The organism is Cellulomonas persica (assembly GCF_007989825.1).
Classification (GTDB): Bacteria; Actinomycetota; Actinomycetes; order Actinomycetales; family Cellulomonadaceae; genus Cellulomonas; species Cellulomonas persica.
This window is the reverse complement of sequence record NZ_BJUA01000004.1, coordinates 251,512-272,330: the sequence shown is the minus strand read 5'-3', so window position 1 is coordinate 272,330 and position 20,819 is coordinate 251,512. Positions and strand designations below refer to the sequence as shown.

Below are 20,819 nucleotides of genomic sequence, written 5' to 3'. Positions count from 1 at the left end.
AAGCCGACCTTGATGTTCTCGCCCGAGTCGCCACCCTTGTCGTCGCCCTGGGCGGCCGGCGCCTTGGTCTCGTTGTCGCTGTCACCGCTGTCGCTGCTGCAGGCCGCGAGACCCAGCGCGAGGACAGCCACGGTCGCGGCCACGCCGCGGGCTCGGAACTTCTTGCTGACCATGCTTTCTCCTCCTCGAGAAACCAGTCGTGCCACGCACGCCTGTGGTGCTTCACCGACCGGCCGCTACGGTGCGACCTGTCCGATGTGAGCGTTCACTTGACGATGTTAACGCTCACAAGTCGCTGGGGCCAGCGTCTTCTCGTTCCGTTACGAACCTGTGACCCGGCTCACCCGCTCGGGCGACGTGGGGCACTGCTCCGATGGTGGTGGGCCGATCGGGGCAGATCAAGCACCGGGACGTCACCGTTCGGCAACGTCCTGAGCGGCGACCCGTGCGCGCCGCGCAGACCCCGGTCCGTGCGGTCCCGCAGCGTCGGGACCCCCTCACGACGCCGTCGCGACGACGCCGCCTGCGGCATGCACGACGAAGGGGTGCAGGCGCGGGTCGCGCACCTGCACCCCTTCGACCGGGGAGCGTCAGCCGGCTAGCTGATCCGCATCGCCCGCTTGGCGGTCGAGCTGCTCACCTTGGTGGTCGTCTGGAACGTCGCCCGGACCTCGTAGGAGCCCTTCGTGCGCACCGGCATGACGACCGAGTACTGACCCTTGCTCAGCTTGACGGTCTTCGTCGCGACCGTCTTGCCGTTCTTCAGGACCGCGACCTTGACCGAGCCGGTCACCGGGGACACGCCCGTGGCCTTGACCGTGCCGGTCACCTTGATGCCCGTGGCGACCTTCTTCGCCGACACGGTCGTCGTGGACAGCGCACGTCCGACCGTGAACTTCACGGTCGTCGACGAGGGCTCGACGGTCGTCGTGCCCAGGAAGTCCACCGTGAACCGGTACGACCCCGGCGTGAGCGTCGTCGGGAGCGAGACGACCGCCTTGCCGTTGGTCACCGTGCCGTACCGGACGTTGCCGCCCGCCACGTTCGCGATCCTGACCTTGCCCGCGACCGCCTTGGACCCGACCGGCGACGTCACCGTGACCGTCACCGTGCCGCCCGCGCCGTAGCGGACGGTCGAGACCGTGGTGCTCGGCTTCGACGTCGCACGCAGGACCTTGACCGTCAGCGTCGCCGAGGACGCCGCGACCTGCTCGGTACCCGCGTACTGCGCCGTGAACCGGTGCGAGCCCGGTGCGAGCAGCTTCGGCATCGTGAACGTCGCCTTGCCGCCACTCAGGGTGGCCTCGAGGACCTCGCCGCTGACCGAGTCGCTCAGCTCGACGGTGCCCGTGGCGCCCGGACCGGAGGCCACCTGCACCGTGACCTTGCCGCCCGACCCGTACCGCAGCTCGCCCGCGGTCAGGGTCGTCGTCGACGAGGCCTTGGCGACCGTGACGGTCCGTGCGGCCGTCGTCGCCGCCGCGGTGTCGACGTCACCCAGGTAGGCGACGACGAACGTGTGGCTGCCCGCGGCGAGCGTCGCCGGGAGCTCGACCTGCGCCGTGCCGGCCGCGTCGAGCGTCGCCGTCGCGACGACGGTGGCACCCTCGCGCACCTCGACGGTGCCGGTGGGCGTCGGGCCGCCGTCGGAGGCCACCGCGACCTGCACGGTGCCCGCCGTGCCGTACGTCAGCGTCGGCCACGTGGCCGTCACCGTCGACGGGTACGGCTCGTCGTCGAGCCGGTGAGCGCTGCGGTAGATCGTCAGGTTGTCCATCAGACCCGTGAAGTACTCACCGTTGACCCAGTTGGCCTTGCCGATCTGCAGCACGCCACCCGACTCGCCCAGGATGTCGCTGAGGAGCTTGCCCGAGGTGTTCTTCGCGACCAGCTCGCCGTTGACGTAGAGCTTGCCGGAGCTCCCCCGGATCACCAGGTCGACATGACGCCAGCCCGCGGACAGCCCGGGGGCCGAGAGGTTCCCGCTCGAGTCGCGCGCACCGACGTTGTCGTAGCGCTCGACCACGAGGCTCGTCGCCAGGTCGATGAAGCCGAGGTAGTGCTCGTTCGGGTACGTCTGGGTGGCCGTGCTGGGCGCCGCGTACAGCGACCAGCCCTTGTTGGCCGACCCCGTCGCCGGCTTCGAGTCGTACGAGATCGTCAGCTCGTCGAGACCGGCGAGCAGCGGCGTCCCGTCCTTCTTCGTCACGTCCAGCCAGTTGCCGGCCGACAGGCTCACGGCCTTGGTGCCGTCGTCGCCGTCGGCGAGCGTGAGCGTGCCCTTGACCGCCGCCCGCGCCTCGCCACCGACGAGACCCGTCTCCGCGTCGTCGAAGTCGAAGGACGCGAGCAGGTCACCGCCCGCACCCTCGATCACGAGCGCGGCACGAGCCGCCTCGAGAGCCGCGATCGCGTCGTCGACGGCCTCGTCCGACTCCGGGTCGGCGACGACGCCCTGCGCCGAGGCGAGGGCCGCCGCGAACGGCGCCCACGACGCGGCGGTGAAGTCCGCCTCGATGAGGCCGCTCGCCGAGGCGATCGCCTGCTCCAGGAGGTACGTCACCGGACGGTCCGGGTGCTCCGGGTCGAGCACCGGCAGCTCACCCGTCGTGCCGATCGTCGCCTTCTCGATCGCCGCGAGCTCGGCGGCCGTGATCGGCAGGATCGTGCCGTGCCGCTTCTTGAGCGAACCGAAGTCGATGTCGCTCCCGAGCGACCAGGCGTCGGTCGAGGTCGACGCGAGGTCGGTCGTGCGGAACGGCAGGTAGCCCTTGCCCTGCGCGTACTGGTCGGCCATCAGGCCGTACAGCGGCGTGAGGGGGTCGACCCGGTCGTCCTCGTTGTACTCGAAGAGCTCAGGGCCCTCGAGGTACGCGCCCGAGTACGCGCTGGTGCCGAGGATCCCGGCCAGCGTGCCCACGACCGACCAGTGGTCGTCGTCGACGTAGGCGGGCGCCGTGGCGGCCGTCGTCACCGCGTACAGGTCCTTCGAGCGCTCGATCGTGATCTGGCCGTCGGCGGAGGCACGGTAGTACCAGTCGCCGACCTTGATCATGGTCGTGTCGATGATCGAGTGCTGGCGGTCGATCCACTTCACCGGGTCGGTGAAGGTCACGAAGTCGCGCGTCGTCGAGTAGTACATGTTCGTGCGGTCGCCGAGGTCGTTCGAGACGTCCGAGCCCGTGGCCCAGAACACGACCCACTGCTGCTCGACGTCGTCCCAGATCGCCTCCGGGGCCCACGCCATGCCGGCGCCGGGGATGCCCGACGCGACGTCGACGAGCCGCGGCTCGGTCCACTGCACCAGGTCGTGGGACTCCCACACCACGAGCTTGAGCGACCCGGTGGTCGTGGCAGCGGCGCTGCCCCACCCCCCGCGGTAGTAGATGCTCAGGTCCGTGGCGATCAGGTAGAACGTGTCGCCCTGCGGCGAGCGCACCAGGTACGGGTCACGCACGCCCCTGTCGCCCGCGTTCCACTCCAGGACGGGGTTGCCGTTCGCGCGCGTGTCCGTCCACGTCTTGCCGTCGGGGCTCGTCGAGAAGTAGATCTGCTCGTCCGTGCGGCTGCCCTCGGAGCCCGTGAAGTACGCGAAGACGTAGTCGGTGGTCGCGGGCGCGGCGACGGCCTGGCGGACCTCCGCCGTGAAGTCGCGCGTGAGCGTGCCCGCGTGGGCCGTCAGCGTGACGGTCGTCGCCGCGGCGGGCCGCGTGACGACACCGGGGGCGACGGAACCGCCGCTCTCGGAGACGACCGCGGGGTGCGACGACGTCCACGTGATCGGGAGGTCGTACGCGCCCTCGGTCGGCAGCGTGAGGTTCGTGCGCACGTCCGAGAGCCCGACCAGGGAGATCTCCTCGAGCGTGCGCTGTGCGCGCTGCTCGATCGTGAGCGGTGCCGAGATGGTCGCCGTGACCGCCCGCGTCACGGTCATGCCCCGCAGCACGACGCCGGCCGTCAGCGCGGCCGTCGTCGCGGGAGCGCCCGGCTCGGGACGCGTCACGGTGGCCGTACGGCCGTCCGCGCCGACGACGACGTCGTCGGACGCCGAGGTCCACGTGACGAGCGGGCCACCGGGCAGGGTGTACGTGTCCTCGGTGACCGCCAGCGTCGCGGGGATCGCGGCGATCGCGGCCTGCGCGAGCTGCGCCTCGACCTGTGCGGCGCTCAGCGCCGCACCCCGGACCTGCAGGTTGTCCAGGAGCCCGGTGAAGTACTCGCCGTTGACCCAGTTGGCCTTGCCGACCTGCACCACGCCGCCGGACGCGCCGAGGATCGCGGACAGGAGCGGGCCCGCCTCGTTGCTCGCGACGAGCTGACCGTCGACGTACAGCGCGCCCTGCATGCCGTCGAGCACGAGGTCCACGTGCTTCCAGCCGGCCGTGACGGTGCCGGCCGGGGCGTTGAGGTTGCCGGTCGAGATGCGCGCGCCCGCGTTGTTGTAGCGCTCGACCCCGAGGCTCGTCGCCTTGTCCATGAAGCCGACGTAGTGCTCGTTCTGGTAGGTCTGCGTCGCGGTGCTGGGCGCCGCGAAGAACAGCCAGCCGACGTTGCCGGAGGCGTCCGGACGCGAGTCGTACGAGATCGTCACCGTGTCACGACCCGCCAGCAGCGGCGTCCCGTCGTCCTTCGTGAGGTTGAGCCAGCCGCCGCTGCTGAGGCGCACGGCCTGGGTCCCGTCGGCACCGTCCTCGAGCGTGAGCTCGCCGTTCACCGTGGCCTTCGCCCCGGCTCCGGTCAGGCCCGCGGTCGCGTCGTCGAACGACAGGTCCGCGACGAGCGAGGCGCCGGCGAGCGAGACGAGTGCGAGGTTCGCGTCGCGCAGCGCCTGCAGTGCCGCGTCGACCTGGGCCTGCGTCGCTGCCGCGTCGTCGGCGACGGTCTGCGCCGCCGTGACGGCGTCGGCGAACGGCGTCCAGGACTGCTCGGTGAAGTCGGCCGCGACCAGTGCGTCCGCGGCTGCGAGCGCCGCGTCCAGCGCCGTGGTGTCGGCCAGCGCCAGGACGGTCACGGGGAACGCGCGGGTCGCGGTGTGCGCGCCGACCGTGAGCGTGGCCGTGAGGGTGGCCGTGCCCGCGGTGGCGCCGCGGGTCACCGTGCCGTCGTCCCCGACGACGTCCGGGTCGGACGACGACCAGGTGACGGTCGCGCCGTGCGAGGCGGTGGACGGGAGCGTCAGGTCGGCCGCGACCGCGTCGGCGCCGGCGAGCGTGAGCGCCTTGGCGGCCGCCGTCACGGCGACCTCGTCGCTGCTCACGGCCCGGCTGCGGACCTGCAGGTTGTCGATCAGGCCCGCGAAGTACTCGCCGGCCTCCCAGTTGCCCTTGCCGATCTGGAAGACGCCGCCGGACGCACCGACCACCGCGCTCAGGAGCTTGCCCGTGGTGTTCGTCGCGACCGCGGTGCCGTCGACGAAGAGCGTGCCGGACGTGCCGTCGAGCACGAGGTCGACGTGGCGCCAGCCGGCGGCCACGGTCCCCGCGTTGAGGTTGCCGGTCGAGTCGCGTCCCGCCGTGTTGGCGTACCGCTCGACGACCAGGCTCGTGGCCTTGTCGATCACGCCGAGGTACTTCTCCGTGGCGTAGGTCTGCGTCGCGGCGTTCGGAGCCGCGAAGACGGTCCAGCCCTTGTTCGCCGAGCTGTTCGTCGGCAGCGAGTCGTACGAGATGGTGACGGTCTCGAGCCCGGCGAGCAGCGGCGAGCCGTCCTCCTTGGTCAGGCTCAGCCAGTTCCCGACGGACAGGCGCGCGGCCTTCCCGTCGACGCCGTCGTCGAGCGTCAGCGCGCCGTTGACGGTGGCGCGTGCGCCCGCGCCGGTCAGGCCCGTCGTCGCGTCGTCGAAGGTCAGGTTCGCGATGAGCGCGTCCGTCCCCTCGTCGGCCGACGCGACTGCGGGCAGCGCCGTCGGCACCGCCAGCGCGAGCGTGACGGCGGCGGCGACCGTCATTCCTCGGCGCGAGCGCGCCGTCCTGCCGTTCGTGCTCACCCTTGAGCTCATTCGTGGATCCCGTTCCTTCGTGAAGTCGGAACCTGCGTGAGGCGCGCGGGCACCGCGCTGCTGCGTCTGGTCGTCGAGCGTCCGACGGCGGTGTCGGAGGTCTCGGACGCGGTGCGTGTTAGCGCTCACATCTGGTGGCGCGACCATAGCCCAGGGCCCTCGGGGCTGGCAACGAAGTCACCCGACATGCGTACCGACGACACGATCGGGGCACGCCCGCGCAGGTCAGAGCCCTGCCTGCGGGCAAGACGAGGCCCCGACCGCTGACGGGAGCGGTCGGGGCCTCGCGACGACGGGGTCCGGGTGGGTCGGACTCAGAACCCCTGCGCCAGGCGGTGGTACGCCTGGTTCCAGCGCACCTGGTCGCGGAATCCGCGCCGGGTGGTGCTCTCGTCGATCACGAGCAGCTCGGTTCCCGAGAGCTCGGCGAAGATCTCGAACGCCTCGACCCCGGCGGCCGTCGACAGGACGGTGTGGTGCGCACCGCCCGCCGTGAGCCATGCCTCGGTGCTCGTCGTGAAGTCCGGACGCGGCTTCCACACGGCGCGTGCGACCGGCAGGTGCGGCAGCGACGCGCGCGGCGGGACGACGTCGACGACGTTCGCGGTCAGGCGGAACCGCTCGCGCATGTCCGCGAGCGAGACGACGACGCCGACGCCCGGGTCCGCGTCGAACACCATGCGGACCGGGTCCTCCTTGCCGCCGATGCCGAGCGGGTGGATCTCGACGCGCGGCGTCGTGGTCGTCAGCGACGGGCAGATCTCGAGCATGTGCGCGCCCAGGATCAGCTCGTCCCCCGGCGTCAGGTCGTAGGTGTAGTCCTCCATGAGCGACGCGCCACCGGGCAGGCCCTCGCCCATGACCTTCGCGGCACGCACGAGGACGGCGGTCTTCCAGTCGCCCTCCGCGCCGAACCCGTAGCCCTTGGACATCAGGCGCTGCACCGCGATGCCCGGGAGCTGACGCAGGTCGCCGAGGTCCTCGAAGTTCGTGGTGAACGCCTTGGCGCCCAGCGACGACAGCAGCGCCTCGAGCGCGACCTCCTGCTTGGCGGCGTAGCGCAGCGACTCGTGCCGCTCGCCGCCGGTGCGCAGCTCGGGCGCGACGTCGTAGAGCTCCTCGTACTCCTTGACGACGAGGTCGACGTCGGAGTCCGCGACCTGCGCGATGGCCGCGACGAGGTCGTTGACGCCCCACGTGTTGACCGAGACGCCGAACCGGACCTCGGCCTCGGTCTTGTCGCCCTCGGTCACCGCGACGTTGCGCATGTTGTCGCCGAACCGCGCGAGGCGCAGCGACTGCGTGGCGGCGCGGCCCGCGGCGGCTCGCACCCACGTACCGACACGGCGCGCGACGGCCGGGTTGCTGACGTGACCCGAGACCGTCGTCCGTGACACGCCCATGCGGGACGCGATGTACGCGTACTCACGGTCGCCGTGCGCGGCCTGGTTGAGGTTCATGAAGTCGAAGTCGATCGACTCCCACGGGAGCTCGACGTTCGCCTGCGTGTGCAGGTGCAGCAGCGGCTTGTCGAGCACCGACAGGCCGTGGATCCACATCTTGGCCGGGCTGAACGTGTGCATCCAGGTGATGACACCGAGCACACGGTCGTCGGAGTTGGCGTCGAGCATCGCGCGACGGATCGAGTCGGAGTCCTTGAGGACCGGCTTCCACACGATCGTCACGGGGACGTCGGCACTCGCGTCGAGCTCGCGCGCGACCTCCTGCGACTGCGCCGCCACCTGACGCAGGGTCTCCTCGCCGTACAGGTCCTGGCTCCCGGTGAAGAACCAGACCTCACGGTCGGCGTACGGCTTGCTCACGCGTGCTCCTCCTTGGTGGCCGCAGCGACGTTGCCTTGGCCGTAGACGTTCTGGTACCTCGCGTAGAGCGAGTCGACGTGGTGCTGCTCGATGGGCAGCGGCTCGCCGAGCTGGCGAGAGATGTGGACCGTGCGGGCGACCTCCTCGACCATGACGGCCGCCTTGACGGCCGCCTTGGCGTCCTTGCCGATCGTGAACGGTCCGTGGTTGCGCATGAGCACCGCCGGGCTGCGCGACTCCCGCAGCGTCTCGACGATCCCACGCCCGATCGAGTCGTCACCGATCAGGGCGAACGGACCGATCGGGATGTCGCCGCCGAACTCGTCGGCCATCATCGTCAGGCAGCAGGGCACGGGCTCGGCACGCGCGGCCCACGCGGTCGCGTACGTCGAGTGCGTGTGGACCACGCCGCCGATCTCGGGCATGTGCGTGTAGACGTACGCGTGCGCCGCGGTGTCCGACGAGGGCGAGCGGTCGCCGTCGACGAGCGCTCCGTCGAGGTCGCAGACGACCATCGCCTCGGGCGTGAGCTCGTCGTAGGTGACGCCCGACGGCTTGATGACCAGCAGGTCGCGCGTGCTCGGGCCGGCAGGGTCGACGACGACCCGCTGCGAGACGTTGCCTGCGGTCCACACCACGAGGCCCCAGCGCGGGAGCTCGGCATGCAGGCGCGCCACGACCTCGCGCGTGCGGGCGACCTGCTCCTGCACGCTCGCGGGGTAGTCGGCCAGGGTCGTCGTCATCGGTGGGGCTCCTGCTGTCGTGGGGTGGGTCTTCGTGGGTCTTCGTGGGTCGTCGTCGGTCGTCGTGCGGTGGGCGGCGGGCCCGTGCGGGACGCGGCTAGATCGCCTCGGCCGCGGCACGCTCGACGGCGAGGCCGGCCTCGTACCGGTCGAGCCACACGGCGAAGCCGCGCAGGTCCTGCGGGTCGGGCGCGACGACGCCGATCTCAGCGTCGCCGAAGACCTGCTTCGCGAGGAAGGTGCCCAGGTCCTGACCGTCGGCGTGCTGGAGGTAGGCCGCGAGCACCGCGATCCCCCACGCCCCGCCCTCGCCGGCCGCGCTGCCGACGGCCACCGGCGCGCCGACCGCGGCCGCGAGCAGGCGCTGCGCGACCCCTGCGGTCCGGAACAGGCCGCCGTGCGCGAACATCGCGTCGAGCTCGACGCCCTCGGCCGCGAGCACGCGCATGCCGAGGCTCAGCGTGCCGAACGCGCCGTACACCTGCGTGCGCATGAAGTTGGCGAGCGTCAGGCGGCTGTCCGGCGTGCGCACGAACAGCGGGCGCCCCTCGGACAGCCCGGTGATCGGCTCACCGGAGAGGTAGTTGTAGGCGAGCAGGCCGCCACCGTCGGCATCGCCCTCGAGCGCCTCGCGCAGCAGCGCGCCGAACACGTCGTCCGGGCTCGACGGGTGCCCGAGCGCGGTGGCGAACCGGCCGAACACGTCCGCCCACTCGGCGAGCTCGCTCGCGCCGTTGTTGCAGTGCACCATCGCGACGAGGTCGCCCGACGGCGTCGTGACGAGGTCGAGCTCGTCGTGCACCTGCGTCAGCGGCTTCTCGAGCACGACCATCGCGAAGATCGAGGTGCCCACGGAGATGTTGGCCGTGCGGGGCGCGACCGAGTTCGTCGCGACCATGCCCGTGCCGGCGTCACCCTCGGGCGGGCACAGCGGGACGCCCGCGGTCAGGGTCCCGGTCGGGTCGAGCAGCGCCGCGCCCTGCTCGGTGAGGCGCCCGGCCTCCTGGCCCGCGAGCCGGACGGCGGGCAGCAGGTCGAGCAGGTGCGTGCCGGGACGACGGTCGGCCACGAGCGTGTCGAACTGCTCGAGCATGCGCGCGTCGTAGTCGCGCGTCTGCGTGTCGATCGGGAACAGGCCCGAGGCGTCGCCGACGCCGAGCACCTTCTCGCCCGTGAGGCGCCAGTGCACGTAGCCGGCGAGCGTGGTGACGAAGTCGATCTGCGGGACGTGCGGCTCGTCGTCGAGCACGGCCTGGTAGAGGTGCGCGATCGTCCAGCGCAGCGGGATGTTGTGCCCGAACAGCGCCGAGAGCTCGGCCGCGGCCGGGCCCGTGCTGGTGTTGCGCCACGTGCGGAACGGGACGAGCAGCTCGTCGGACGCGTCGAACGCGAGGTAGCCGTGCATCATCGCCGAGACGCCGAGCGCGCCGTACGTCGTGGGGGTGACGCCGTAGCGCCCCTCGACGTCGGCGACGAGCGCGGCGTACGCGTCCTGCAGGCCGCTCCACACGGCGTCGAGCGAGTACGTCCACCGGCGGTCGACGAACTGGTTCTCCCACTCGTGCGCGCCGCTCGCGACGGGTGCGGCGTCAGGTCCGATGAGGCAGGCCTTGATGCGCGTCGAGCCGAGCTCGATGCCGAGCGCGGTGCGCCCCGCGAGGATGTCGTCCCGGACGCGTGCGACGGTGTCGCTCTCCGCCTGCTGGTCGACGCCGTCCGGCGTCCCGTTCCTGCTCATCGCGCCCCTTCGCACGTTGTGGTGTCTCGAGTCCCCCCATCGGGTCGACCCACTCAGATGTTAACGCTCACACAGGTCCAGGTACACCTCCTGCCCCGCGAAGATTCTCGAGCCTTTCGCCCATACTGGCGATACCTCGCGGTCGAGCGCAGCCCTGTCTCGGGCCGCAGTCGGCACCGTGCGGCACGACCGCGGGCCCGCTCGGCAGCGTCCGCGGGCCTCTCACCTGCGACGGAATATCTGGACGTCTGTCCAGGTCAGGGCGTCGACGCGCGCGCGACGGCGCCGTCGGATGCCCGGGTGAACCCGGCGCGCACGTCCTCGACCAGGCCGCGACTCGCCCAGGAGGGCGACGGGACCAGGTCCGTCATCGGCGTGTCGCAGCACGGCGCGCCGTTGCGGCCCGCCCGGCACGCGGCGGGTCGGCGCTAGACGCCCGAGCTGCGCCGGACGACGATCTCGGGCGGGACCAGTCGCGGCGCCTCACGCCCGGTGAGCCCACCCAGGGCCTGCCGCAGCACGTCGATCGCGAGCGAGCCCAGACGGACGAAGTCCTGCCGCACGGTCGTCAGCGGCGGCAGGTAGTGCGCCGCGCCGACCTCGTCGTCGAAGCCGACGATCGCGACGTCCTGGCCCACGCGCACACCCGCGTCCCAGAACGCGTGCTCGAGCCCGAGCGCGAGCTGGTCGTTCGCCGCGAAGATCGCCTCCGGCAGCTTGCCCGCGGCGAGCTTGCGGCCCACCTCGTAGCCGCTGTCCGCCGACCACCCGGCGACGACGGGCTTGGGGGCCGTGACACCTGCGGCCTCGCACTCCTCGCGCCAGCCGGCGAGCCGGTCCTGCGCGTCGAACCAGTCCTGCGGGCCTGCGACGTGCAGCACCCGGGTGTGGCCGCGCGCGAGCAGGTGGCGCGTCGCGAGTCGCGCGCCGAGCCGCTGGTCGACGCCGACCGACAGCACGCCCTCGCGCTCGCGCAGCTCGATCGCCGACGAGATGAGCACGACCGGCACGGGCACGTCGAGCCCCTGCACGGCCGAGGCGACCTCGCTCGTGGGGGCGATCACGACCAGCGCGTCGACGCCGTGGTCGAGGAAGTGCTCGACGGCGGCGCGCATCGAGTCCGCCGTGAACCGGCGCATGGTGGCGACCGAGACGTACCAGCCGGCCTCGCGGGCCGCCTCCTCGAACGCGACGAGCGTGCTCGTCGGCCCGTAGAGCGCGGACGCGGGCGTGACGACACCGAGCGTGTCGGAGCGGCGGGTGACGAGCGCACGAGCGGCGCTGTTGCGGCGGTAGCCCAGACGGGCGATCGCGTCCTGGACGCGCAGGCGCGTCTCGGGCCGCACGCTCGGGTGGCCGTTGAGCACACGCGAGACGGTCTGGTGCGACACCCCTGCGGCCAACGCCACGTCGCTCATCGCGGGCGGCCGCGCCCCCGTGTCAGTCGACACCCTTGCTCCCTCGGTGCGACGCGAGCGCCGCGATCAGCGGCGCCTGACGGTGCCGCGTGTCTCTCGTGGCCTACGGTACGGCCCCGGCGCCGTCCGCGGGGTGCGGACCGCGGCTGAACCCGCACGCGCGTCGGACCCGAACGCACCGAGCGCGGCCGTGGGACGACCGCGCTCGGTGCATTCTGGGCTGGTCAGGTCAGCGCGGGGACATCGTCCGCCACGCGGACGTCGCCGACGCCACGTTCGTCGAGTCCGTGGGCTTGAACGTCGCCCGGACCTTGACCTTCGTCGAGGACGTCGACGGCAGCGTCGCCTTGGCGACGCCCTTGGCGGACGCCTTCAGCGTGACCGAGGTGGTCTTGCTGCCGTACGTGACGACGACCTTGCCGGTCGGGTAGGCGCCGTTGTCGAGCTTGCCCACCTTCACGACCACCTGCGGGCGGGTGCCCTTGGGGAACGTCGTGCTGGTGACCGCGATCGACGTGACCTTCGCCTTGCGCACCGTGACCGTCACGGCCGACGACGAGCTCGTCGCGACCTTGGACGAACCGTTGTAGACGGCGGTGATGCGCTTGGTGCCGACGCCCTTGAGCGTGACCTTCACGCTCGTGGACCCGCTCGACAGGCTCGCGGTGGCCAGGCGCTTGCCGCCCGACCAGAACGAGACCGTGCCGGTCGGCGTGATCGCGCTCGTGACCTTCGCCCTGAGCGTGACCTTGCCGCCGTGCGGCACGGACGTCGTCGAGACCGTCAGGGTCGTGCGCGACGACGCCTTCTTGACGGTCACCGAGTACGTCGCCTTCACGGTGGTGCCCTGCGCCTGGTACGAGACCGTGACGGTGCGCGTGCCGGACGTCGTCGAGCTGAAGCCCGACGCCTTGACGTCGGACGCCCCGACGGTGCGGGTCGTGCCGTCGCTGAACGTCACCGTGCCGGTCAGGCCGGTCAGGCTCAGCGAGTCGCCGACCGTGTAGGACGTCTTCGGCAGCGTGGTCAGCTTCAGGGCCGTCGGGACGACCGTCGGGACCGCGACCGTCGCCGGCGTGCCCGCCTCGATCTCCGCCGTGCCCGCGAACGTGGCCGTGAGCGTGCCGGAGATGCCCGCCGGGACGACGACCGACGCGGTCGCGTCCGACGTGCGCGGCGTGAGCTGCACGGTCCTCGACCACGTGCCGGCCGTGAACGTGACCTTGCCGCCGACCTCGAAGCCGTCCGCCGCGGTCACCGTGGCCGTCGCGCGACGCGAGGTCGTGTCGAACGACACCGTCGTGGTCGAGTCGGTCGTCGTGACCTCCGCGCCCGTGAGCGACTGCCACTGCGCGAGCGTGATCGGCGCGACCGTGCCGTGCCGCGGCGAGCCGGGCAGGTTGCCCTGCGCGATCGTCCACGAGCCCGACGCGAGGTCGTTGGTACCGAGCGGGAAGTAGCCCGAGCCGCCGTAGTTGTCGAGGTACAGGTAGTAGTCGTAGGGCGAGGTGTCGCCCGGGTTGGCCCGGAAGATCGTCGGCCCCTCGACCGCCGCGTTGAAGCCGGCAGAGCGCGCGACGCACGCGGCGACCCGCTCCCAGCCGGTGTTCGCCTCGGCGCTCGCCTTCGTCGTGACCTGCGTCAGCGAGGTCGAGCGCTCCGCGATGATGTCGACGCAGCCGGTCTGGCCGCCCTCGTCCTTGGTGTACCGGTAGTAGTGGTCGCCGTCCTTGAGCACCGTGGTGTCGATGCGGGCGGCGCCCGTGTCCTGCCAGAGCTGCGCGGGCGAGAACGTCACGAAGTCCTTCGTCGTGGCGTACATCATGCGCGCGTAGCAGCCCGAGCCGCTCTCGGTCGTGATGCAGGTGGAGCGCGTGGCGTCGGTGTGCAGGCGCGAGGCCCAGAACACGACGTACTCACCCCGCTCGTCGTCCCAGTACGCCTCGGGCGCCCACGTCATGCCGGCCGTGTCGGGCGCGACCTTGACGTGCCGCTGCTGCGACCAGGTGACCAGGTCGGTGGACTCCCAGATCTCGATGTACTGGCTGCCCGAGGACTGCGCGCGGCCCCAGTCGCCGTTGCGGCCGATCGACAGGTCGGTCGCGATCAGGAAGAACTTGTCGCCCTCGTGCGAGCGGATGATGAACGGGTCACGCAGACCCTTCTCGCCGTACTCGGACGTGAGCACCCAGTTGCCGTTGTTGAGCGTGTTCCAGGACAGCGCGTTGTTGCCGTCCGAGGCCGCGAAGTAGATGTTCTCCCCCGCGACCGTGTTCGCCGTGAAGTACGCGAACGCGTAGCGCTCGTCGTCGACCGTCCGCGGCAGCGCCGGGACCGTGATCTCGAACGGGACGTCCAGGGACGCGCCGTCGATCGCGACCGTCGCCGTCAGGGTCGCCGTGCGGGCGTCGTGGCCGTAGGCCGCGCGCTGCGGGTCGGCGTAGACCGTCCCGTCGTCGGTGACGACCTCGACCGCGCTCGCGTCCGAGGTGCTCCACGTGACCGTCGAGCCGTGCACCGCGCCCACGCTCGCGAGCGTGGTGATGCTGCGCAGGTCGTCGCCGTGCAGGACCGAGAGCGCGTCGGCGTCCTCGGCGACCCGCGCGGTGGCGGACAGCGCGGCCGGGACGGTGACCTGGAACTCGTGCGTGAGCTCCGCACCCGCGCGGTCCGACGACACCGTGAGCGTGACGGTCGCGTCGTCCTCGCCCGGGGCGGGGCGCGTGACCTGACCGGATGCGGAGACGACCGCCGGCGCGGACGACGTCCACGTGATCGACGGACCCGTCGGCAGCGTGAGGTCCTTCGTCGTCACCTCGGGGAGGTCGACGCCGGCCACGAGCTGGTCGAACGCGAAGGCCGCGTTCTGGCGCGCGAGCGCACGCACGTTCTGCTCCGAGGGGGCCGCGGCGTACAGGCGCAGGTCGCGGAACTTGCTCGGCAGGTTGGTGTAGCTCCACGCCTCGCGGTTGAACCGCAGCACGGTCGAGCCGATCGTCGTGCCCGTGGCCCCCGCGGCCGACTCCTGCGCGGCCTGCTCACCGTCGATGAAGACGGTCAGCGTGTCCTGCGCGGTGTCGAGCGCGATCGTGACGTGCGTCCACACGTCGCGCGGGAACGCCTCGTCGAGCGTCGCGGTGACGACGACCGCGCTGCCGACGCGGATCACCGCGGCGGGCTTGCCGTCGGCGTAGAACGGGTGGAACGACAGGTTGTTCGTCGTCGCGTTGCTGCCGAGCGTGAACAGGGTGCTGCTCGCGCTGCCCGTCGCCGACTTCGGGAGGAAGGCGTCGAACGAGGCCGTGACCGAGCCCGTCAGGTTCAGCCCGGTGGCGTTGCTGTTGGCGATGTACCCGCCGCCCGTGAGGTCGACGTGCGTGGGGGTCCACACCGCCGAGACCTGCGCGCCGCCGCCGAGCGACGTCGTGCCGTGCGCGGGCGTGCCGGGGTAGGCGGAGCTCAGCGGGAAGTACGCCCGCAGGTCGGACGTCGCCGGCATCGGGTCCTCACCCGCGGCGAGCGCCTTGACCGTCAGCGCGAACGTGCGGGTGCTCTCGGCGCCGGCGACGCGCGCGGTCGCGGTGAGCGTCACCGTCGCGTCGTCCTCGCCTGCGGCCGGTCGCGTCACGACACCGCCGGCCGTCACGACCGACGCGTCGCTCGTGGCCCACGTGATGCCGCCGGTCGGCAGGCTCACGTCGGACGTCACCGCGGACGTGTCACCCAGGTCGACCGCGTCGAGCAGCTTGCCCGCGGCGTCGGCGCCGTCGTCGGCGACGACGTCGGCCACCTGGGCCGCCGTCAGCGCCGTGCCGTAGATGCGCGTCTCGCCGTACGAGCCCGGGAACGAGCGGTCACCGTCGTAGGCCGAGCCGCCGAGGCGGTTGCGCGTGTGGTCCGAGAGGGTCGCGGGCGACGTCGTGACGTTCGCGTTGGTGGCGACGAGCGCGCCGTCCACGTACAGCTTGAGCGTGGAGGTCGCGGCGCCCGCGTTCGGCTCGATCGTCGCGGTGACGTTCTGCCACGCGCCGACCGTGAGGTTGCGACCCGTCCACGTGGCGCTCTGCTCACCCGTCCAGTGGCTCGGGGTGAGGGTGGTGCGCAGCGCGTTGCGCGGACCGACGAACCAGGAGCCCGTGCCCGATCCGCCGCTCGAGGAGTAGCCGCCGAAGTTCCACATGAAGTTGTCGACGGTCGTCGCCAGGGCGTCGGCCTTGACCATCGTCGAGACGGTCGCGGCGGAACGGCCCTCGAGCAGGCCGTCGGGGAGGGCGACGTAGTTCGCGTTGGAGGTGCCGCCGGACAGCTGCAGGCCGGCACCGGTCCAGTGGGGCGTGCCGACGACGGTGCCGTCGTGGCCGTTGCCCGAGGAGTCCTCGACCGTGGTACCCGCGGTCTCGTCGAACTCGTAGTGAGCGATCAGGTCCTGCGTCGGAGCAGCGGCCGACGCGGCGGGGACGAACCCCACCACCGTCACCGCGCTCAGCGCGAGGGTTGTCAGTGCGGCTGTCGCCGCGCGAGGAATCGTCATCGACATCCTTCGGTTCCAGCCGGCGACACTGCCGGCGACGGGCCGAACCCGGGGGAATGGGTACGTCACCACGGAGCGTATGTGAGCGCTCACAATTTCTCCAGCGGTGTGACCGCTCTGTGACCTGGGCGCGACGACGGAACCACCCGAGCGGGGGACGACCCGGTCCGGGACGCCACCGACACACCCGCCTGCGGGCACCGCGCACCCGCGCAGAGCACCGCACCGCGCTCAGGCGTGGTCCGCCCGAGGCCCGGGTCGCGGTGCGACCGGGAGCGGGTCAGGAGCGGCCGAGCTCCTTCGAGCGCTCGTACGCGGCACGCGCCGCCGCGACGACGCCCGCACGCACGCCGTGCGCGTCGAGCGCGGCGACCCCCGCGACCGTCGTGCCGCCCGGCGACGAGACGCGCTCGCGCAGCACCACCGGGTGCTCGCCCTGGGCCGCGAGCGCACCCGCGCCCTCGACCGTCGCGACCGCGAGCCGCGTCGCCAGGTCACGCGTCAGCCCGAGCAGCACACCCGCCTCGGCCATCGCGTCGATCAGGTAGAACGCGTAGGCCGGGCCCGAGCCCGAGATGGCCGTCACCGCGTCGAGGTCCTTCTCCGCGACGCGCACGACGAGGCCCGTCGCGGCCAGGATGCGCTCGGTCAGGACGAGGTGCCCCTCTCCCGCATGCGCGCCGGGCGCGATCGCGCTCGCACCCTTGCCGACGACCGCCGGCGTGTTGGGCATGACGCGCACGACCGGGGTGCCCGTGGGCAGGTGCTGCTCGTACGTCGCGAGCGGGACACCGGCCGCGACGCTCACGACGAGCGTGCCGCCGCGCAGCTGCGGCGCGATCTGGGCGAGGACCGCCGGCACGACGTTCGGCTTGACCGCGAGGAGCACCACGTCGGCGCGCTGCGCCGCCTGCGCGTTCGAGTCACCCGTGCGCACGCCGTAGCGCTCGGCGAGCGCCGCGAGACGATCCGGCGACTGGTCCGTGACCTCGACCTGGTGCGCGGGCCAGCCGCCCGTCAGGAGCGCCGAGAGCAGCGCCTCGCCCATGACCCCGCCGCCGAGGACGGCGACGGCCGCGTTGGTGCCAGGCTGCTGCTCGGTCATCGTCGTGCCACCCCTCGTCGCCGGCGCACCGGCACTCGTCGCGCGCGTCGCTCGTCCGCTGCGCCCCTTCGTCGCCGTGGCGATGAGCGCCGCCGACCCGCGCGAGCCTACCGACCCGCGCGCGGCCCCCGCGCTCCGCCGCCTCAGCACTCGCCAGGTCGTCAGGTACAGGTGAGGTCGTCAGCCGTACCTGACGACCTCACCTGGTGCTGACGACCTCACACCGGTGGCTGGGCCGGCTCGTCCGACGCCGGCCGGTCAGCCGCCGGGAGGTGCCGGGAAGCCTCCGCCGGTGAAGCCGGCCGGGGGGCCGCCGGCCGGGCCTCGCTCCTGCGTCGAACCGCCCAGGCCGGACAGGCCCGCCGACGACTCGTCGTCCGTGACCAGCGTGCGCGACAGGTCGGCGAGGACCACCTCGTCGCCCACGGACAGGCCGTCGGTGATCTCCGTGCGCTCGGCGCCCACGGCTCCCGTGGTCACCTCGACGCTCGTCGGCGCGCCGTCCCGCAGCACGTCCACGGTGACCGTCCCGCCCTCGACGTGCACCGCGGACGTCGGGACCGTGAGCACCTCGTCGCCGCCCGCGACCGCGACCGTCACCTGGGCCGACGAGCCGTCGTACAGCCTGGCGCCGTCGGCCGGGGCGTCGATCGCGAGCTCGACCGCGTAGGACGGCGTGGTGCTCGACGACTCCGTGTTGAGCACGCCGATCCACGAGACCTGCGCGGTCAGCGGCTCGTCCGTGGTGCGGACCGTGACGCGCGCGCTCTGGCCGACGGCGAGCAGGTCGACCTGGCTCAGCGTCGCGGAGGTGCTGACCAGGTAGCCGTCACCGCCGATGATCGTGACGACCGCCGTCGTCGACGACGCGGTGACGCTGTCGCCCTCGGCGAGCGAGACGGCCGCGACCGTGCCGCCGATCGGCGCGGTCAGCGTCGCGAGGCGCAACGCGCTCTCCGCGACATCGAGCCGGGCCTGCGCGAGGTCGATCGCCGCACGGTCGGCCAGGATGTCGGCCGCGGTCGCGACCCTGTCGTCGGACTGCCCGCCCGGGGTCCCGCTCACGTCGCCCGGCGTCGACGGGTCGGTGGGCTGGGTCGGTGTCGTCGGCGCACCCGGCTGGGGCTGGGTCGGGTCGGTCGGCTGGGTCGGCTGGGTCGGCTGGGTCGGCTCCGTCGGCTGGGTCGGCTCGGTCGGATGCGTCGGATCGGTGGGATCGGTGGGGTCCGTGGGGTCCGTCGCGTCGCGGACCGCCTGCGTGAGCGCGTCGAGCGCGTCGTCGAGGGCGGTCGTCGCGTCGAGCAGCACGTGCTGCGCGTCGGCGACGTCCTGCTGGCCGCCCAGCACGCCCGTGATCGCGCCTTGGCATGCGACGAGCGCGTCCGGCAGCGGCGTGGCGTCGGCGGCGGTCACCGTCAGCGGCGTCGACGAGACGGTCCCCGACGGGCCGACGAGCGCGATCGCGTCCGCGCCCTCGGCACCCGCCGGGACCAGCACGGCGGCCGCGAACGACGAGTCCGTCGCCGTCAGCGTCGCGAGCACGGTGCCCGACGACGCGAGCACCAGCTGGTACTCGGTGCCCGCCGTCACACCGGTCACGTCGACCCGCAGCGCGGCGCCGGCCGCGACCGCGCCCGGCGTGAGCGTCAGGACGTCCCCCGTCGACGGCGCGCCCGTCGGCGCGTCGAGCAGCTCCTGGCACACGAGCTCGGCCGCGCTGATGCCGTCCTCGCTCGCCGCGAGCAGGCCGGACGCCTCGTCGTAGCGCGCCAGCAGGTCCTGCTGCGCCGCCGCGACGTCGTCGAGCGCGTCCTGGACCTCGGCGGGCAGGTCGTCCTCGGGGTCGGTGGGGGCGCCCGTGCCGGGAGGCGTCGGCGACGGCACCGGGCCCCCGGTCTTCCCGGTCGTGGCGGTCCCGGTGCTGGACGCGGTCGTGGTGGTCGCGATGCTGGACGCGGTCGTGGTGGTCGCGGTGCTGCCGCTCGAAGACGTGCTGGTCGAGGACGTGCTGGTCGAGGACGTGCTGGTCGAGGACGTGCTGCTGGTCTGGGACTCGAGGTCGTCCTCGAGTCCCTGCTGGGCGTCTGCGAGCCCGGCGGCCGCGTCGTCGACGTCCTGCTGCAGGTCCGCGTCGTCGATCGTCGCGAGCACGTCGCCGGGCTCCACCTCGTCGCCCACCCCGGCCTCGACCGAGCGCACGGTGCCCGCGACCGCGAACGCCACGTCGCGGCGCGTCGCCGACGCGACCGTGCCCGTCAGGGCGACCTCCTGCGCGACCGAGCCGAGCTCCGCGGTCGCCGTGCGGTACGGGGTCCCGTCGGAGCCCGTGAGCGCCAACGCGACACCGCCACCCGCGACGCAGAGCGCGGTCGCCCCGGCCACGACGCCGAGCACGCGCCGGCGACTCCTGCCGCGCCGGTCAGTCATCGCTGCCCTGCTCACCGGACTGCCCACCGGACTGCTGACCGGACTGCTGGCCGCCCTGTCCCGGCCACATCCCGCCCGGGCCGCGCCCGGCGAAGCCGGTCGCGCAGCCGTCGTCGCCCGGGCTCGAGACGACGACGCTGGTCGCCGCGACCTTGCCGCTGTCGTCGGCCGTGCCGCGCACGTCCGCGCACTGCCCGACGACGAACGCGCTCGCGGCGCCCGCGGTCGTCGTCGTGAACGTGGTCCCGTCGTCGACCGTGACGGTCGCGCTGCTCGTCGTGCCGTCCTGCGCGGTCGTCTCGACGGTGATCGTCGTGCCGCCGACCGCGGTCACCACGCCCGCCGTGACGCCGCCGAACCCGCCGCGGGGCATCCCGTCCGGAGCGCCCGTCGGCAGGTCGCCGGGCTCGCGCCCGCCGGGCCTGGGCATGTCGGTGGGCATGCCGTCGGGCAGGGGCAGGTCCGTCGGCAGGTCCGAGGGCAGGTCCCCGGGTACGCCGCCGCCGGGGCCGAACGCGCCTCCCGGTCCGGCAGGGCACGTGCCGTCCACGGGCTGGGAGATCGTCACGGTCGTGGCGGCCGGGTCCTCGTCGGTCGGCTGCGTCGCGACGTCGTCACCCGCGATCTCGTCGTCGTCGCTCGGCAGGCGCATGCCGCCCGTCATCGCGGTCACGCACGAGCCGACCGTGACGGCCGACTGGTCCACCGTGGTGGTGACCTGCACGGTCGTCTCGTCGGTCCAGGTCACGGAGGTCTGACCGTCGTCGTCGCGGACCTGCATGAGCTGGTCGCCGACCTGCACGATCTGACCGCTCACGCCGCCGCCCGACTCGCGGCCCTGCGGGCTGGGTGACTGCTGCGCCGCGTCCTGCGTCGCCGTGCTCGTCGGCGTCGTCGTCGCGCCGTCCGAGCTGCCGCCGCCTCCGCACGCCGCGAGGGTGAACGCGGTCGTCGTCGCCGTCAGCAGCGCGAGGAGCGGGCGGGTCGCGCGTCGGGGGTTCATCGGGGTCTCTCCTGTCGGGGTGGCGCTCGCGCG

9 protein-coding genes are annotated in these 20,819 nt (G+C 72.7%); all 9 read right to left on the bottom strand.

Annotated elements, in window-relative coordinates; translation table 11 throughout:
- Positions 1 to 598 precede the first annotated feature (598 nt).
- Positions 599 to 5,986: a LamG-like jellyroll fold domain-containing protein gene (locus CPE01_RS06000; RefSeq protein ID WP_186811424.1), complete on the bottom strand. Its 5,388-nt coding sequence runs from the start codon at positions 5,984 to 5,986 to the stop codon at positions 599 to 601.
- A 326-nt stretch (positions 5,987 to 6,312) separates the two neighbouring features.
- Positions 6,313 to 7,821: an L-arabinose isomerase gene (gene araA / locus CPE01_RS05995; RefSeq protein WP_146805722.1), complete on the bottom strand. Its 1,509-nt coding sequence runs from the start codon at positions 7,819 to 7,821 to the stop codon at positions 6,313 to 6,315.
- A complete protein-coding gene (locus tag CPE01_RS05990) occupies positions 7,818 to 8,564 on the bottom strand; it encodes an L-ribulose-5-phosphate 4-epimerase (protein ID WP_146805721.1) in 747 nt (248 codons plus the stop codon). Before CPE01_RS05990 ends, araA begins: the two co-directional genes overlap by 4 nt.
- Positions 8,565 to 8,661: 97 nt before the next feature.
- Positions 8,662 to 10,302, bottom strand: coding sequence for a xylulokinase (locus CPE01_RS05985; RefSeq protein WP_146805720.1), 1,641 nt, complete (start codon positions 10,300 to 10,302; stop codon positions 8,662 to 8,664).
- Between the two features lie 428 nt (positions 10,303 to 10,730).
- Positions 10,731 to 11,753, bottom strand: coding sequence for a LacI family DNA-binding transcriptional regulator (locus CPE01_RS05980; protein ID WP_146805719.1), 1,023 nt, complete (start codon positions 11,751 to 11,753; stop codon positions 10,731 to 10,733).
- 196 nt (positions 11,754 to 11,949) lie between these two features.
- Complete coding sequence (locus CPE01_RS05975) at positions 11,950 to 16,251, bottom strand: immunoglobulin-like domain-containing protein (RefSeq protein ID WP_186811423.1); 4,302 nt, start codon at positions 16,249 to 16,251, stop codon at positions 11,950 to 11,952.
- A gap of 280 nt (positions 16,252 to 16,531) precedes the next feature.
- A complete protein-coding gene (gene proC / locus CPE01_RS05970; RefSeq protein ID WP_146805717.1) occupies positions 16,532 to 17,356 on the bottom strand; it encodes a pyrroline-5-carboxylate reductase in 825 nt (274 codons plus the stop codon).
- Between the two features lie 258 nt (positions 17,357 to 17,614).
- Positions 17,615 to 19,783, bottom strand: coding sequence for an efflux RND transporter periplasmic adaptor subunit (locus CPE01_RS05965; protein ID WP_146805716.1), 2,169 nt, complete (start codon positions 19,781 to 19,783; stop codon positions 17,615 to 17,617).
- Positions 19,776 to 20,786, bottom strand: a complete 1,011-nt coding sequence (locus CPE01_RS05960) for a hypothetical protein (protein WP_146805715.1) — start codon at positions 20,784 to 20,786, stop codon at positions 19,776 to 19,778. Before CPE01_RS05960 ends, CPE01_RS05965 begins: the two co-directional genes overlap by 8 nt.
- Positions 20,787 to 20,819 lie beyond the last annotated feature (33 nt).

Coding starts and splice junctions, on each gene's coding strand:
- CPE01_RS05990 (WP_146805721.1), bottom strand. CDS start 8,564: ATGACGACGACCCTGGCCGACTACCCCGCGAGCGTGCAGGAGCAGGTC.
- CPE01_RS05985 (WP_146805720.1), bottom strand. CDS start 10,302: ATGAGCAGGAACGGGACGCCGGACGGCGTCGACCAGCAGGCGGAGAGC.
- CPE01_RS05975 (WP_186811423.1), bottom strand. CDS start 16,251: ATGACGATTCCTCGCGCGGCGACAGCCGCACTGACAACCCTCGCGCTG.
- proC (WP_146805717.1), bottom strand. CDS start 17,356: ATGACCGAGCAGCAGCCTGGCACCAACGCGGCCGTCGCCGTCCTCGGC.
- CPE01_RS05965 (WP_146805716.1), bottom strand. CDS start 19,783: ATGACTGACCGGCGCGGCAGGAGTCGCCGGCGCGTGCTCGGCGTCGTG.
- CPE01_RS05960 (WP_146805715.1), bottom strand. CDS start 20,786: ATGAACCCCCGACGCGCGACCCGCCCGCTCCTCGCGCTGCTGACGGCG.